The 17,026-nt window shown below is 38.7% G+C and carries 13 protein-coding genes; 9 read left to right on the top strand and 4 right to left on the bottom strand.

Going from position 1 to position 17,026, the window contains the following annotated elements; genetic code table 11:
• Positions 1 to 14: 14 nt before the first annotated feature.
• From AC58UU_RS16500 to AC58UU_RS16475, 6 genes are all read left to right on the top strand, one after another.
• The gene (locus AC58UU_RS16500) at positions 15 to 1,304 is read left to right on the top strand and encodes a nucleotide sugar dehydrogenase (RefSeq protein WP_497317311.1); all 1,290 of its coding nucleotides are present in this window, start codon (positions 15 to 17) and stop codon (positions 1,302 to 1,304) included.
• Between the two features lie 301 nt (positions 1,305 to 1,605).
• Positions 1,606 to 3,063: a glycosyltransferase family protein gene (locus AC58UU_RS16495; protein WP_497317309.1), complete on the top strand. Its 1,458-nt coding sequence runs from the start codon at positions 1,606 to 1,608 to the stop codon at positions 3,061 to 3,063.
• Positions 3,064 to 3,103: 40 nt separating this feature from the next.
• Entirely contained in the window at positions 3,104 to 4,048 is a 945-nt protein-coding gene (locus AC58UU_RS16490) for a polysaccharide deacetylase family protein (RefSeq protein WP_497317307.1), read from the top strand.
• Between the two features lie 41 nt (positions 4,049 to 4,089).
• A complete protein-coding gene (locus AC58UU_RS16485; RefSeq protein ID WP_497317305.1) occupies positions 4,090 to 5,691 on the top strand; it encodes a CgeB family protein in 1,602 nt (533 codons plus the stop codon).
• A gap of 22 nt (positions 5,692 to 5,713) precedes the next feature.
• Positions 5,714 to 6,898 carry a glycosyltransferase family protein gene (locus AC58UU_RS16480; protein ID WP_497317304.1) on the top strand — a complete coding sequence of 395 codons (1,185 nt, stop codon included), beginning with the start codon at positions 5,714 to 5,716 and terminating at the stop codon, positions 6,896 to 6,898.
• Position 6,899: 1 nt separating this feature from the next.
• Positions 6,900 to 7,907: a glycosyltransferase gene (locus AC58UU_RS16475; protein WP_497317302.1), complete on the top strand. Its 1,008-nt coding sequence runs from the start codon at positions 6,900 to 6,902 to the stop codon at positions 7,905 to 7,907.
• A 124-nt stretch (positions 7,908 to 8,031) separates the two neighbouring features.
• Here the strand turns inward: AC58UU_RS16475 and AC58UU_RS16470 are convergent, their stop codons facing one another.
• Positions 8,032 to 8,727 (bottom strand): glycosyltransferase, encoded by a 696-nt coding sequence (locus AC58UU_RS16470; protein WP_497317300.1) that lies wholly within the window; start codon positions 8,725 to 8,727, stop codon positions 8,032 to 8,034.
• Positions 8,728 to 8,964: 237 nt separating this feature from the next.
• Between AC58UU_RS16470 and AC58UU_RS16465 the strand changes: the two genes are divergently transcribed.
• Together AC58UU_RS16465 and AC58UU_RS16460 are read left to right on the top strand one after the other, a co-directional pair.
• Positions 8,965 to 11,046 carry a heparinase II/III domain-containing protein gene (locus AC58UU_RS16465; RefSeq protein ID WP_497317298.1) on the top strand — a complete coding sequence of 694 codons (2,082 nt, stop codon included), beginning with the start codon at positions 8,965 to 8,967 and terminating at the stop codon, positions 11,044 to 11,046.
• Positions 11,047 to 11,085: 39 nt separating this feature from the next.
• On the top strand, positions 11,086 to 11,589 hold the full coding sequence (locus tag AC58UU_RS16460) for a PIG-L family deacetylase (RefSeq protein WP_497317368.1): 504 nt from the start codon (positions 11,086 to 11,088) through the stop codon (positions 11,587 to 11,589).
• Between the two features lie 337 nt (positions 11,590 to 11,926).
• Here AC58UU_RS16460 and wecB read toward each other — a convergent pair whose 3' ends face one another.
• Complete coding sequence (gene wecB / locus AC58UU_RS16455) at positions 11,927 to 13,024, bottom strand: non-hydrolyzing UDP-N-acetylglucosamine 2-epimerase (protein ID WP_497317366.1); 1,098 nt, start codon at positions 13,022 to 13,024, stop codon at positions 11,927 to 11,929.
• Between the two features lie 318 nt (positions 13,025 to 13,342).
• Between wecB and AC58UU_RS16450 the strand changes: the two genes are divergently transcribed.
• Positions 13,343 to 14,782, top strand: a complete 1,440-nt coding sequence (locus tag AC58UU_RS16450; protein WP_497317296.1) for an NAD-dependent malic enzyme — start codon at positions 13,343 to 13,345, stop codon at positions 14,780 to 14,782.
• 74 nt (positions 14,783 to 14,856) lie between these two features.
• Here the strand turns inward: AC58UU_RS16450 and AC58UU_RS16445 are convergent, their stop codons facing one another.
• Both AC58UU_RS16445 and asd read right to left on the bottom strand, forming a co-directional pair.
• Entirely contained in the window at positions 14,857 to 16,116 is a 1,260-nt protein-coding gene (locus AC58UU_RS16445; protein WP_497317295.1) for an MFS transporter, read from the bottom strand.
• Between the two features lie 30 nt (positions 16,117 to 16,146).
• A complete protein-coding gene (gene asd / locus AC58UU_RS16440) occupies positions 16,147 to 16,935 on the bottom strand; it encodes an archaetidylserine decarboxylase (protein ID WP_497317293.1) in 789 nt (262 codons plus the stop codon).
• Positions 16,936 to 17,026: the final 91 nt, after the last annotated feature.

The raw sequence follows: 17,026 nt of genomic DNA, 5'->3' as shown, positions 1-17,026 counted from the left end.
AAGAGGCGAACTGAGTGAAACTATGTGTGTTGGGATTGGGATATATCGGTTTACCTACAGCGGTGATGTTTGCAAATAGTGGTTTAAAGGTTCATGGTGTAGACGTGAATCCCACCGTTATCAACAAATTAAGGAACAAGCAGCCTCATTTTCATGAGCCTGGTCTGGATGAAGCAATGCTATATGCAATGAATCAAGGAACATTTACAGTATCTATGGAGCCCGAAGAAGCAGATGCCTTTATTATTACGGTTCAAACCCCAATCACAACAAAAAAAAACGCTGAATTATCATATGTCGCCAAGGCAGCCGAAGTCATCGTTCCCTATTTAAAAAAAGGAAATTTAGTTGTTCTTGAATCTACTGTCCCGCCTAAAACCGTTGAAACTGTACTGGTTCCCGTGTTGAAACAATCGAACTTGGCCATCGGCACCGAGCTGTTTGTCAGTTATTCACCTGAACGGATCATGCCGGGAAAGTTGTTTGAGGAAATGGTTTCCAATGATCGGATCGTTGGGGGGATTAATCCCCTATCAAGTCAAAAGTGCGCAGATCTATACAAATGTTTTGTAAAAGGGACTATTCATGTTACCGACGCCACTACGGCCGAAATGGTTAAATTGATGGAGAACACGTACCGGGATGTAAATATTGCTTTGGCCAATGAGCTGGCACAAATTGCTGAGCGGATTGGGTTTGACATATGGGAAGCGATCAGATTGGCTAATTCACATCCTAGGGTTCACCTTCATAAGCCCGGCCCAGGTGTCGGAGGTCATTGTATTGCTGTTGATCCTTGGTTTATCGCTGAAAAAGCACCCACTGAAGCTATGTTAATTACATTATCCCGAATCATTAACGATGGTGTACCTTATCACGTAGTTCGTAGAATTGAACAGTTGGTACAGGATATCTCGGAACCTGTCGTTACTTTGCTTGGGATCGCGTTCAAGGGGGATATCGATGACATGCGGGAGAGTCCTTCCCTCGTCATTGGAGATGAGCTGAGGAAAAAAGGATTTAAGCTTAAACTGTATGATCCCTACATTAAACAAGACATGGAAGATAAAGCTCAAACCTTACAAGAAGCTGTTCGTGGTTCAGATTGTTTAGTATTGTTAACGGACCATAGTGCGTTTAAAGAGATTGACTTCGATTCCATCAAAGACGAAATGCGAACGCCACAAATTTTTGATACGAGAAACATGTTAAATGTTCGTTGTCTACAGGAGTCCGGATATACAACTAGCAAATTAGGAATCCCGCCGAAATGGCAGGGATGGAACCATGGAGATTTGGAATGAGGAAGATTTAAATCAGCCGGATGATAGGATGATAGGCATGGACATACAGGAAATAAGGAATAAAATTCATCAACTCGACCACAGTTTTCACACGTGTAATAAATCAGATCTGCAGGTCGCCTGTATACTTGATACGTTTAGTTACGAATGTCTCAAATATGAATGCTCATTGGTTCAGCTAAGGCCTGATACCTGGAAGAAACAGTTAGCAGAAATCAATCCATCCTTTCTTTTGGTTGAATCTGCCTGGTCGGGAATAGGCGGAACATGGAGAGAGCAATTGGCAGGAATGAAACCGAAGGTGAACCATCCCATTACGGACTTGGTTAATTATTGCAAAAGAAACAAAATTAAAACCGTTTTTTGGAATAAAGAGGACTATCCCAATTATCAGCATTTTATTGATTCAGCCCGATTATTCGACTACATTTTTACGACGGATGCAAATTGTATCAGTTGGTATAAGAGAGATACGGGAAATCCAAACGTGTATCATTTACCGTTTGCAGCACAGCCGGCACTTCATAATCCGGTTGGCCTTTCTTCCGTCGATAAAGAAAATGTTGCGTTTGCAGGTCGATGGTATAGTAACAAACACTTAGAAAGAAAACAAGACATGGCGATTTTGCTTGATCCGGCAATAGAGTATGGTTTGCATATTTTTGACAGGAAATATTCGAAAGGCAATAGCAGTTTCCCTGATAAATATCGATCTTATGTGGTTGGAACGTTGGATTATAAGGAAATGGTTAAAGCATATAAACTGTATAAGGTGTTTTTAAACGTGAATACCGTTAAAAATAGTCCCACCATGTTCTCAAGGAGAGTGTTCGAACTTTTGGCATGCGGAACAAATGTCCTCAGTACTTATTCACAGGGAATAGAAGAGATTTTCAAAAGTATTGTTCCGATTACATGTTCCCAATCCGGAACAACAGATCATCTCGCTAAACTTATAAATGAGGCAGAACTAAGTGGGAAATTAAGTATTCAGGGTATCAGAGCCGTACTCAGCCAACATACGTATCGGCACAGATTCAACCTTATCCTGGAAAAAATAGAGATGAATCGGACTGAAGATTTGATCGAAGGGGTTTCTGTCATAGCCTATGCAAATAGTCGGACTCATCTCGTCCGATTGCTTGAATATTTTACGAGTCAAGCTTGGAAAAAGAAAGAATTCATTGTTGTTTCCAACGGGACAGTGTCAGAATCAGGCCTGAAGAAAATGGTGAAGAAGTACGATAACGTTTCAATAAAACACGTATCCCCGGTAGAATCTGCGGGAGAGTGTTTAAATCGGGCTGTCAAACAGAGCCAATTTAACTTTATAGCGATCTTCAATGAAAACCATTATTATGGCCCCAATTACCTGACCGATTTAATGCACGCTTTTACTTATACAGATGCAGATATCGTCGGTAAAAACACATTTTATGCGCACATCGAAAATAAAGACACTACTTTGATTTGTAATCCTCATCAAGAGAATAAGTATGTAGAATTCGTATGCGGTTCAGCCATGATTGTAAAAAAGAAAATATTTGATCATATCAAGTTTCCCGATAACCTTTCCGATCATTTTCATTTCATGAAATATTGCTATCAAAAAGGATTCAGGATTTATTCGGCAGATAAATATAATTATACATTTATTCTAAACGAAGCAAACGAAGCAATGTTTTCGGGGAATTGGAATCTTGGCCGATTGGAGTTAGCTCATCATCCTGAAAGTTATAAAGATATTGTTTCAATCTGACTCGATTTTATAAGTATAGGAATGGAAAGGAGAAGTACCTTTGCTAACTATTTTTATCACAATCGATACGGAGGACGCTTATTTCGACAGCCCACGACTCATTACAGGCGAAGGGATTAAAAATCAGCCGGGAATCTATAAAATGATGGACATAATGGATAAATACCACTTTAAAGGGAATTTTTTTCTTGATGTCTATAGCCATGTTAATTATGCGCCTGGAGTATTGGAGACGATTGGCAAGGAAATCCACCAAAGAGGCCATGCCGTTGAACTGCATACAGAACCAAATAAAAATTTAGATTTTTATAATAAATGCATTTATAACTACTCATTCAAGGAACAAGTCGAAATTATAGAGTATGGGAGAAATCTCATCTTGGAATGGACTAGGACCCGACCCATTGCCCATCGAGGCGGTGCGTATGCTTTGAATGAACATACTTTAAATGCTTTAAGTCAGCTAGGAATCCCTATTGACTCTTCCCTTTTTTACAATAATAAAAATAATAAATTGGAGCGGTTTTTTACCATTAATAAAATTGCATCCTATAATAATACTATTGAAATTCCCGTATCCTATGTAAGGGTTTTACAAAGTAATGGGGGCTATTCAGATTCTAAGTTTGATGTTGATTGGCTAACCTTTGAGGAACTTATAGAGGTTATTAGGCAGGCAAAAAATCATAATTTAAGAATGTTAAATTTGTTTTTGCACAGTTTTTCCTTAATCAAGATGAAATTAAAGCCATTACATCAACCAAATGATCCTTCTGCGCTATATAGAGGTGTGTCAAAATTTGCAGGTGAAAAATATTGTGAGATCTATGGGGAGGATGAGAAGGAAGTCCGCTCATTTGAGCGCTTGCTGAATTACATTTCAGAGGATTCGGAAATTCAAGTCCTGACCTTTAAAGAATGGTACGGTAAGACAAAAACAGAGGAAAGATATTTAGGTGAAAACTATATCCCTGTCATCGGATAGTAGGGAAGTAAGTAACAGGACTTTGTAATGGAGGGTCATGAATGAAACGATCAGTGTCCGATTTAAAAATCGCCTGTATTTTAGATGAATTTTCTTTCGAATCGTTTAGCCCGGATTGTCATTTAATACCTGTTACACCTCTCCTTTGGAGGGAGATGATGAAGAGGGAGAGACCTGATTTTCTCTTGGTTGAGTCGGCCTGGCATGGGAACAGTGGTACTTGGCAATATAATATTGCCAGGTATAGCTCTCCTCAGGGAGATGAACTTGATCATCTATTGTCATGGTGTCGTAAGAAGCAGATACCTTCAATTTTTTGGAATAAGGAAGATCCTGTACATTTCGAAAGGTTTATAGAAACCGCAAAAAAATTCGATTATATATTTACAACAGATATAAATTGTGTTCAAAAGTACAAAATACATGCTGGACATGATCGGGTATTTGCTCTGCCGTTTGCAGCACAGCCGCGAATTCACAATCCCATATCGATCAATAAATATAAAACGAAGCCTATTTGTTTTGCTGGTTCTTATTATGCCAATCGTCATCCTGAAAGGCGTCAGGATATTGAAGTACTCTTGGAAGCGGCATCTGAATTTGGATTAGAAATATATGATCGAAATTTCGGGTCAAAAGGAGGGGAATTTAAGTTCCCTGAACGTTTCCATTCCTATATTGTGGGACGGTTGCCATATAAAGAATTGGTTGATTTTTATAAGGTATATAAAATCTTTTTAAATGTAAATTCCGTAAAGAATTCCAAAACCATGTTTTCAAGAAGAATATTCGAATTGTTAGCATGTGGAACTTCTGTCATTAGTACTTATTCAGTAGGGGTTGAGGATATGTTCGGTCAGTGTATTCAAATGCCGACGGATCCGTTAGTGATTAAAGAAACGATAAATAAGACCCTATGCGATGAAAAGTGGAGACTTCAAAAAGAGCTAATGGGGATTAGAGTGATTTTTGAAAAGCATACTATAGCACATAGACTTTATGAAATTGCGGTGAAAATAGGCCTAAATGTGGGAATACCCTATGAAATAAACGTAAATGCATTCAGTTGTGTGAAGAGTGAAAAGGAAGCAAAGTGTGTATATGAGTCTTTTAAAAATCAAACATGGAAATCAAAACACTTGACCATTTATTGTGACAAGCTCAATTTTCCCCACGTGATCTTAACTGAAGAAGACAGTTCAATGGTTACGGTCACATATGATAGGAAACAATTTTATAAGAGGATGGAAAATGCCGATTATATCGCTTTTTTCGCTCCCCATAACTATTATGGCCCCTATTTTCTAATGGATCTGGTTCACGCTTTAGTCTATTCAAAGGCAGATGTTGTAGGAAAAGGCAGCTATTTTAACGCCGACCTTTCAAATGTCAATTTGGTAAACGTCCATTTTCCTTATTCATTCATCACTAATGTTAGAAATGATGCATGCGTATACAAGACCATGAAATTTAAAAAGCTTGGCATCTCTTTGTCAAGTTTATTCCAACCTGAGAAAGCACGTAAGCAATTACAACAACCTAAAATAAAATCATTCGCAACAAATCCCACTCATTTTATAGCCAACCTTTACTCCTTTCATGATAAGATTCCCACTTCTTATCTGAGTAAGGTAAACCATTAAATGATAATGGAGGGGCATAATCTTGAATATTTTAGTTTACTCCGATATAAATTTGAATTTAATAGATGGGTCGACCATTTGGCTAACCTCTGTCGTAGAAATGCTGGCACAGGATCCCAATATTCACGTTACATTGCTGCTCTATCAATCATTGACCCGGGATCTTCTAATCAAAGGGATCGTTAACAAAAAAAATGTAATCATCATTAATCCTTGGTCAGACCCATTTCCATTTGCAAAACTGCCCTTTCTTCAAACCCCAAATTTCTTGAAACAAAAACGCATCTCTATATTACAAGCAACAGAGATCATTAAGCTTTTGGATAAACAAAGGCATTATGATTTATTTTTAGTAAGGGGATACGAATTGTCTGAGTATATTGCTAAGAAAACGGATCTTGCTAATCGTGCTTGGGTTTACATTGAAGATTTTCCAGAAAAAATGGAAGATGTAAAAGAAGAACACATTGAATATTTGAATTTCTTGTTAAAAAAAGGGGGTAAAATTGTTTGTCAAACTCCGTTATTAAGGTATCATTTGGAATCAATAATAAAGAGAAGTAACCCAGATTTACTCCGAAAGGATAAATTTATAGAGCTTCCTCCAATGATTACTGATTATCAAAAAAAAGTTAATTTTAAGAATAAAAACAATAGATTGATCTATGCTGGGAAATTTGCGCCATTATGGAAGATACCTGATATGTTTCATGCTTTTAATAAATTGGGTGACTCCTCTATTACTTTTTATGTAGTGGGAGATAAAATTCATAATAATCCGTACACCGTTGATTATGGAAGTAATTTGAGGAGCATTTTAAACTCTTCAAAAAATATTGTCTGGAAAGCAGGAAAGAGTAGGGAGGAGGTTCAAACTTTGATAAGAAAATGTGATGTCGGAGTGTCATGGAGGGATGAGATATTGAATGATTCCTTGCAATTATCCACCAAAATACTCGAATTTGGTTTATACGGAAAGCCGGTTATTATGAATAGAAATGTTCAACATGAACAGTTATATGGTCATGATTATCCACTTTATGCAAATTCTGAGGAAGAGTTTTTGAAAAAAATTAAATTAGTTTTTCACGACTCTGATGTCTATTCAATAGCCGCTAAAAGAACATATTCAGTCAGTCAAAAATACACTTACAGCAGTATATTTAAGAAAATAAAAGAACATTTAGACCAGAGAAAGGAGGAATGAAATGAAAAGGAAAATTTTATTTGCGGGGCATGATCTCAAATTTGCCCGTTTATTGATCGAGTCCTTTGAAAGGAAATCACAATTTGAAGTTAGGTTGGATCAGTGGAAATCGCATAATTCGCATGATGTTGGAAAGTCCAAAAGCTTATTGGAATGGGCTAATGTAATCATTACTGAATTCGGCCTAGGAAATGCAGTATGGTATTCAAGTAATAAATTGAAATCACAAATACTCTTAATTCGAATGCATGGGCAGGAGAGACATACCCAATATCCGCAAGGGATCGATTGGACCAATGTTGACAAAGTTATTTTTGTATCCAAAGGTCTTTACGAAGTGCTAACCGAGAAATTTGATATTCCGAGAAATAAGTCGGAAGTGATCTATAATCTAGTGGATACGAAACAATTAAATAAAGAGAAATTTTCGGGGTGCAAATTTAATTTAGGAATTATGGGTATTGTTCCTAAATTAAAAAGGCTTGATATCGCATTAGATATATTTGATCAATTATGGAGGGAAGATTCTAGATATCATTTGTATATTAAAGGAAAGCTGCCACAAGAATATTCATGGGTAATGAAAAGGAAAGAAGAGAATGAATATTATAATTGGGTTTTTGAACGAATTCAGCATAGTCCCTTTAAGAATCAAGTGTTCTTTGATGGTTGGGAAAACGATGTATCGGAGTGGTTTCGAAAAATAGGTTATATTCTATCACCAAGTGATTTTGAAAGCTTTCACTTATCCGTTGCAGAGGGGATGGCTTCAGGTTCAATACCGATAATTAGGAATCGGGGTGGAGCAAGGGCACTTTATCCTAATGAGTTTATATTTGAGACACCGGGAGATGCCATCCAGCTGATAAGGTCAAAGAGTAAAAATTTTGCCGATATGCAATCCGAAGTAAAGAAATATGCAAGAGAAAATTTTAATCGAAACTTACTCTATGGAAAATGGTTAAATTTAATTGATTCCTTGATTAAGAAAAATGATCGCAATATCTGAGTGAGGGACGAATATGTCCCTAGGATTTTAGTTACTATTTAATGAATATTGCGTTGCTAAAGAGCCACCATTCCGGCAACTATAGTGGCTTAATTTGCTTCGGAGTATTCACCATTTTAATGATTTACTTTTTATCATCCTTTTCCGTAATTAGCTTTTTCATAGCTTGAAAATTATCTAGTGCGGCTGTGTATTTTTGTGCAAGTTTTGTATTTGCATCATAGTTGGGATTACCCAAGGCTCCTAATTGAGGATGCCATAAGTGATATATATCCGTAATAACTCTACCATAATGGCCACATAATGTATTCATAGCATAGCGAAATGCTACATCTTCCCAACCCCAACCACTAAATCTCTCATCAAATCCGCCAACCGCTTCAAAGTTTTTTCGAGGCACCACGTTTAATAATCCCGATATATTACTTACTTTCCGTGTTTCTAATTGATTAAAATTAATTGGCCAGGTAGGCTCAGAATTCAAGATTTTTAATGCACTTTTTTCTGAAGTATTCCATGCTGTAGTAAATGGAATAATCCAAGCATATTTTTCAAGGAGTTCAATAGATTTATAGATATTTATAGGATTATAAACAGCATCGGCATCGGCTATTACAAACACATCCCCTGACGCTTTTTTTGCAGCGTTATTGATAGATTGTGATCTATTAAAAGGATCAGTATTCGAAACACTGATAATTAATTCCATTTCAGGCATTAGGACTTTATAAAATTTTTCAACCCATCTAAGGTTAGCTTCTCTCGGTCCATTATCTGTTTTAAAAGGTATCAAAATCGATATATTTTTCAATATTAACATTCCCTTCTGTTCAATTTAGCATATCCTTCTTCTCTTCTAAGGTATGATGAACGTTTTTGAGATGTTTGGGCATTTAAATAGGAATTTATGCCCAATAGTGCGCCTAGCAAAGCTAAGCAGAACTAGTTGGTGAAAGTCCAATCGAGGTAGGGACCAAGCCGCCTCGTAGCTAGCAGGTATCTGGTGGCGAGATCCTAAGGATGAATGTATTTGATGTTTAAGGGAGATGAATACTTAGTGAAGTACGTAAAACTTTCAGAAGTTTTATCCAGTTTAGAAATAACAAATACATGGAATCCCCACACTAAATGCCTGGAATTATTAATGAAAGGTTCAATAATGTTTGTATTTCCAGGAAGTCTTGATGCAATTTTATATATATTTCCAAATAATAACAATAATTGGCAAGGGGGAAACGAAATTATCAGTTTAACGTCTCCGCCAATAATTTTAAATAATGATGTTTATGTCCTGATTCACTCAGTGAGTAAATTCATTGGCAATGTTAACATAGTCGAGGAATCAAACTCACTGACAATAATAAAGGGAAATATAAGAAGTATTTTTCCTTGTCAAATCATTTCCCCAGAACAGACGACAAATAAAGATAAAGTTAATATATCTATAGATAAGGGGAAATTATTCAACTGGTCTAGCCAAAAAGATGAGATTGTAAATTACTACAAGTTAATTGAAACAACTGAAGTTATGGAAAAAGTATCTTCATTTTTTTCAAAGTATCTAAACGAAAATTATATTCAATCAGCAAATGATATGCTATTAGGAAATTATAAAATTCCACCCTTCGGGACAATAAAATATGGTGCCACAATCAATTGGTTAAAGAACCCTACTAATACAAGGGCATTCATGCGTTCGCTTCACGCACACTTTTTTATAAATGATTTAATTGAATCCTTTAACGAAACAAATGATAAAAGGTACCTCCTATTGGCATACCAAATTATCGGTGATTGGATTAAACAACACCCGATAGAAGAATTCTTTGAACATATGGCTTGGAGTGATGAAGTCACTGCTAGAAGATTGGTTGTATGGATACGGTTCTTCGATCGGGTTAGAAAAATACTTCCAAATACTGATATTGAATTTTTATTAAGCAATATCGTCGCACATGCAAAACTGTTAGGAACTCATATTTTCCATTCAACGAATACGAACCACGGGATGTTTCAAGATGATAGTTTAATTGTATTCAGTCATTATTTCCAAAAAATAGAAGAGAGTGTTTTGTATAAAAATATGGCGTTAGAGAGATTGAAAAATTATTTTAATGCTATGATTTCAAAAGATGGAGTTCATTTAGAGCATTCGCCCAGCTATCATCAAGTAATATCTAATGCAATCGTAAAGTATCGTAATTATTTTCGTGATTCAAAAGATGTAATTGCAGTGTTTTTTTCAGATTTATACGAAAAGATGTCCTTATATGCAACCTTTGTGATAAAACCAGATGGATGCTGGCCACTTATCGGAGATACGTTTCTTAAAGACAAACCGTCTAGATTACTCTGGAAGGACAATCCGAATTATCAGTTTTCCATCACAAAAGGCTTGGAAGGAACACCACCTAAAGAAACAGATGTTGTTTTTAAGGATGCGGGCTATGCAATATTTAGAGATAGTTGGGAAAATAAAGATAAAGGCACCTATATCTTTTTTAATGCGGCTTACCATGCTTATTATCATAAACATTGCGATGATTTAAGTTTATGGATCTATTCCGGAAAGGATATTATTAGTGAAGCCGGCCCAAATGGTTATGATTATCATGATTCTTTTACCCAATATGGGTATTCATCATTCGGCCATAACACTTTAGTTGTAGATAACCGTACACTTTCCTCTGAAGATGGGAAGTACAAATATGTTTCATTAACTGAATATAGCTTGAGTCAAGATCGGTGTTCGGTAACCGGTGTAAATGAAAGGCTTACTGGGGTTAAGCATAAAAGGTGTCTAGAATATATTAAATCACAAAATAAAATTATAGTTAAGGATACAATCACATCCAAGGAAAAACATAATTATAAGATTCTCTGGCATTTGGCACCGGATATTACCCCCATTATAAAAACGAATACAATTGAGATGATTCGGGATAAAAAAGAGATCGGTCTCCTATCTATTCGTTCTGATTCGGATCTTTCTATCGTAAATGTGATAGGGCAAAAAGAGCCATTCCCATTAGGGTGGTTTTTGGGAAGAGTAAAAGAATGCACCCCTACAAACACATTAGTATTAGAAGCTGAAAAGGAATGTCTAGAGATAACGACTACATTCAATTTGTACAAATAATTGTTTGTTGATTAACATTTATAAGAGGTGAATGATTTGGTGATTGATAAACTTATGGTAGTGGCGCATCCAGACGATGAGATCATCTTTGGTGGAAGCCAATTATTAGCGGAAAAGGGATGGAGAGTAGTGTGTGTAACAAACGGTGATCACCTTATTCGATCCAAAGAGTTTAGCGAGGTTATGAAATGTGTTGAATCAAATTTTGTAATGTGGAATTATAAAGATCAGTGGGAAGGTGATTTTGATAGGCCTGCCCTTACGAAAGATCTACAAAAAGTACTAAAAGAAGGGAGTTACAATAAAATTATAACCCATAATCTTGAAGGGGAATATGGTCACTCCCAGCATAAAGCAATCTCTGAAATCATGCATAGCATTGTAAAAAGCAATCTTTATGTGTTTGATCTCTCAGCTAAAATGCTATCTTATGATTTATTAAGACAAAAGCTTAATGTTTTATATCTTTATACTTCCCAAAGAAGAGTAATACAAGGAAAGATGAAGGAAATCATATATGAAAGCATTAAACGAGTGAATTAAGCCTGAAATTTGAAGGGATTGATATTAATAAAAGCGAAGCGACCATTCCCCGATGGAATACCGGGAAATGGTCGTTGCGTAGTTCAACAGTTATATGAACTAGATACTTTTATTCCCCATTGATACTAGCAGATCATTCCAACAACATTAGCTGCGCCCTTACTATTATCTTTACGGACGCTCCGACACCAGTTCTCTTAAATGACTCTGACATTGTAGTGACGATGTTTAAAGAATGGTATGCCAGGCATCAATCCAACCCGTTTGATCCTGGGGAGGAGTTCACTCCGGTTATAGACCGCATCTCCAAGAAACTATAAAAAGTGGCTTAGTTTCTTTAGAAGGTCCAATCTTTAATAATCTTGATGATTTGGGTAGAGCTGGTACCGTCCCCGTATGGGTTTTTGGTTTGCGACATAAGGGTATAAGCGGTTATGTCGGATAACAACCGATCTGCTTCGTAGAAAATAACATCCGTGTCCAGTCCAACCAGTTTAAGCGTTCCCGCTTCCACACCTTCTGGCCTTTCTGTTGTGGTTCTTGTCACAAGAACAGGTTTTCCAAGGGCTGGAGCTTCTTCTTGAATTCCTCCCGAATCGGTGATGATGAAATAAGCATGCTGCATTAAGTGAGAAAATCCTTCATAATCCAATGGCTCGATGAGCTGGATTCGAGGATTTTTTTTTAATCCTTGTTCTACCAAGTCGCGTACAATCGGATTTTTATGTACGGGAAAAATAATTTGAATATCCTGATGCTTCTCAATCAATCGATTAATAGCTGTATATACAGATTGCAACTGCGCCAAATTTTCTCTGCGATGGGTAGTAACGATAACGATTTTATCCCCTGAATCGATGCATGACTCAATCTCAGGAGTAAACGTATATCTGCCAGTACTCGTTACCTCCATTAAAGCGTCGATGACGGTGTTGCCTACTACGAAAATCGATTTATCATCTACATTTTCTTTAATCAGATTTTGTTTGTTTGTCTCGGTCGCTGCAAAATGCAAGGTCGCTAATTTTCCAATTAAGGAGCGATTCATTTCTTCAGGAAAAGGCGAGTACATTTGATAGGTACGAAGCCCTGCTTCCACATGTCCGACAGGAATCTTCTTTAAAAATGCTGAATAAGCACCGGCTAATGCTGTTGTTGTATCGCCTTGAACTAAAACTAAATCAGGTATTTCTTTATCCAATATAATGGATAGTCTTTGAATAATTTCAGTAGTAAGGCTCTCTAGCGTTTGTCCCGGTCTCATAATATTTAAATCGTAGTCGCTCCTTATTCTAAATAATTCCAGAACTTGATCGAGCATCTCGCGGTGCTGCGCTGTGTTGACAAAAACACAGTCCAAATCGGGATCCTTTTTCAAACGGGCTACTAACGGGGCCATTTTTACTCCTTCAGGCCGGGTTCCAAATATACACATGATTTTTACATTTGGCATCGGCTACCGCCTTTCTGATCCACTTTTTTGTGATCCCCCTTTATCATATTAGGCAACCAAGATAAACATGAACAACATTGCTGCCTAATCGATTTAATTAATCTTTTTTGTAATATAAGGGATGAATTTTCAGTATGACAAAGTCTATTCGTCCGTATGTAAATAAGCCTTCCGCTGTTACCCGATTCATCTACCCATTTACTCAAATTGTTCACCTTAATTTTTGGCAGAATTGATTTTGTATGCTATGATTTATCTTGTTGGTCAATTAATTTATTTTCATAGGAGTGATCCTTAGTTATGGTTGGATTGAATGGTGGAGGCACAAGTGTCATTGTGCGTTTGGAAATACATAAAGAATTAGTCACTTTTGGAAAAATCGCTACAGCGATTGGCGAAGCCGGGGGCGATATTGTCGCCATTGACGTAACGCGAGCGAGTAAAACAACGACTACGCGTGATATTACGGTGAAAGTAAGCGATCCGGAACATACGGAATCCATTACAAGAGTGTTGAAAGAAATTCCAGGTGTTCGCTTAATTAACGTTTCAGACCAAACATTCCTCATGCATTTGGGTGGCAAGATCGAAGTCACGCCTAAGATGCCGATTAAAAATCGAGATGACCTGTCTCGTGTATATACGCCAGGGGTAGCTCGGGTTTGTATGGCTATTCATGAAGACCCGATCAAAGCACATTCATTGACGATCAAGAGAAACACAGTTGCTGTTGTTTCGGATGGCACAGCGGTTCTCGGGTTAGGTAACATTGGTCCGGAAGCGGCAATGCCGGTTATGGAAGGGAAGGCCATGCTGTTTAAGCAAATGGCAGGTGTGGACGCGTTCCCGATTTGTTTGGACACGCAAGATACCGAAGAAATCATTCGTACGGTTAAAGCGATCGCACCAGCATTCGGTGGCATTAACTTGGAGGACATTTCGTCGCCTCGTTGTTTTGAGATTGAAGAACGATTAATTAATGAACTGGATATTCCTGTGTTTCACGACGATCAGCATGGAACGGCGGTCGTTATTCTCGCTGGATTGTTGAATGCTGTTAAGTTAGTGGGCAAGCGGTTGGAAGATTGTAAAGTGGTTATTACAGGCATTGGAGCAGCGGGGATTGCTTGTACAAAAATGCTGCTTGCTGCTGGTGTGACGAATGTGATAGGTGTAGATCGACAAGGTGCAATCGTACGTGGAGAGAGTTATTCGAATTCCGCGTGGGAATGGTATTCGGCCAATACGAATCCATTTTTACAAAGCGGTACATTATCTGATGTGATCGCGGGCGCTGATATTTTCATTGGGTTATCGGGGCCAGGTGTTCTTAAGGCTGATGATGTGAAGAGAATGGGCTCAGACCCGATTGTGTTTGCAATGGCAAATCCGACACCTGAAATAACGCCGGAAGAAGCGGAGCCTTATGTTCGAGTCATGGCAACCGGCAGGTCGGATTATCCGAATCAAATTAATAATGTTCTCTGCTTCCCGGGAATTTTCCGGGGCGTGCTGGATTGCCGTGCTTCGCGAATTACCCAAGAAATGAAGCTGGCCGCGGCTAAGGCAATCGCATCGGTTGTGAATGAAGATGAACTGAACGAATATTACATTATTCCGAGTGTCTTCAACCATACGGTTGTTGAGAAGGTAAGAGAAGCGGTCATGGAAGCTGCTTATGAATCCGGTGTGGCCCGCCGTCGTAACCAGCGTGATGTTCTGGACGCTAACCACGAATAAGTCGTTATAGATTTTTCAAAAATAAAACCTTGCATGGCAGCTGATGACTAAGCTTGCCGTGCAAGGTTTTTTTCTCATACTTGTTCTTCTGTCCATTGTTTTAGTTTGCGATCAGAAGGCAAGAGGAAGGTTAGGATGCCAAGGAGCGGTAGAAATGCACACATTTCCATAACACGTGTCGTGCCTATGGTGTCGCAGAGATTGCCAAGGACGACACTTCCGATGCCGCCCATTCCAAAAGCTAAGCCTGTAATTAAGCCAGATACGGTTCCGACCTTCCCAGGAAATAGCATTTGGGCATATACAACGGTAACGGAGAAGCTGGATAATAGAATGATACCGATAATCACAAGTAAAATGTAAGCCCAAGTTATCGACACATGCGGTAACAGCAAAGCAAACGGCGCTGAACCAAGCATGGAAAAGAAAATGACATTCCGCTTACCGAAGCGGTCTGCAAGTGGACCGCCAAAAAATGTTCCAACGGCTCCTGCTGCTAGGAACAAGAAGATAAAGTCCTGCGCGCGGTCGATTGACATGCCGTATGTATCTTGCAAGAAAAAGGCGAAGTAGCCGCTCATTGCTGCTCCATACCAAGAACGGACGAACACAAGAAAAATAAGTAGGCAAATCGCAAACATGACTTGCTTGCGCCGCTGTGGGTTCACGGTGCGTTGTACGATTGTCTTAGCTTTAACCGGTGTGGCAAGCAGCACAGATTTATACCAGCGAGCAATATATAATTGCACAGCGATAGCTACCGCTGCTACGCCTGTGAACCATATGGAACCGAATAATCCAAGTGGAATGAAAATCCATTTGGTCATCATGGGGGCCAAAGATTGACCGGCGTTACCACCAACTTGGAAAATGGACTGAGCCAGACCTTTGCGATTTCCCGCGGCCATGTGAGAGACACGAGATCCCTCCGGGTGGAAGGCGGCTGAGCCAAGACCTACAAAGCAAACAGACAATAACACGACCCAATATGAATGTGCGAATGCGAGCAGCAGCATACCCGTAAGGGTAGAGGCCATGCCAATCGGCAGCATATAGGGTGAAGGTTTGCGATCTGTGTATAAGCCCACAACCGGCTGCATAATGGAAGCCGTGAAGTTAATGGCGAACTGCACCCAACCAATCTGTGTATAGCTAAGTCCCATCTCGCTTTTTAGTATGGGAAAGATAGCAGGAATGACAGATTGAATCGAATCGTTGAGTAAATGGACAAGACCAATTGCGAATAAAATACGATAAACGGTAGGTTTGACGTCTCCGGTACCATGTAAGCTCTTTGAGCTTTGTTCAGGAGATGATGCTGTAATGGACGCCATAGTTCTCTCCTCTCCAGTCACAGATTCCCTTTATTTTTCTAGGAAGCGGCCGAGGTCTTCTCCCATTTTAACTTTAGAACCGAGCTGCAGATCTGGGCGAGGCTCAAACATATCATCTTCAAAAAGGAGAACAACTGTTGAACCAAACTCGAAGTAAGCTAGTTCTTGACCTCGCTCAAGCGTTTTGGGAAGAGGCTTCACATATTGAATAGAACTTACGTTAAGTGCTCCAACCTTCACTACAGCAACCTCACCGGCATTGTGCTGGATAAAGGTGATTAACCGTTCGTTACGACTTAGTACTCTCTTCATATGACGAAGGCCAAACTCATTCACAGGATATACTTTCCCAAGCACATGCTCGCTCTCAAGCACATCACCTGAAATCGGCGAATGAATGCGGTGGTAGTCTGTAGGACTAAGGTACAGAACAAAATAAAAGCCATTCTTATAGTTGACCGTACGAGGGGAACGATTAAGCAGCTCTTCGATGGTGTAGTCTTGACCTTTGACATTCACAATCAAGCCTTCTTTGATGTCGCCGATACCTGTAATACTGGCATCAACAGGACTTACAACACGAGATAGGTCTTCGTGAATAGGGCGTAACCCTGGCTTTAATCTGCGTGTGAAGAAATCATTCAAAGATTTATAATCTTGTAAATGCTTCTCAGCATCTTCGATGCGTATTCCGTAGGATTGGGCAAAGCGAGGAATGAAGATCCGGCTTGCTTTGGATCTGGCAAAAGCACCTGTCACTTGGGACACCCATTTCCGTGAAGACAGCTCCGTTAGCAATCGAAAAAATGGTTTAGACATAGATTAAAAAACTCCTGTTCATTCATGGTTAGAGGACATTGCTCAAGATCAAGTATCCCTATATTCGGAGAGACTTTGATCAAGATCAAAG

Source organism: Paenibacillus sp. JT22N1 (assembly GCF_059692155.1).
The sequence above is the reverse complement of the archived record's forward strand: the minus strand, read 5'-3'. Positions and strand labels throughout refer to the sequence as shown.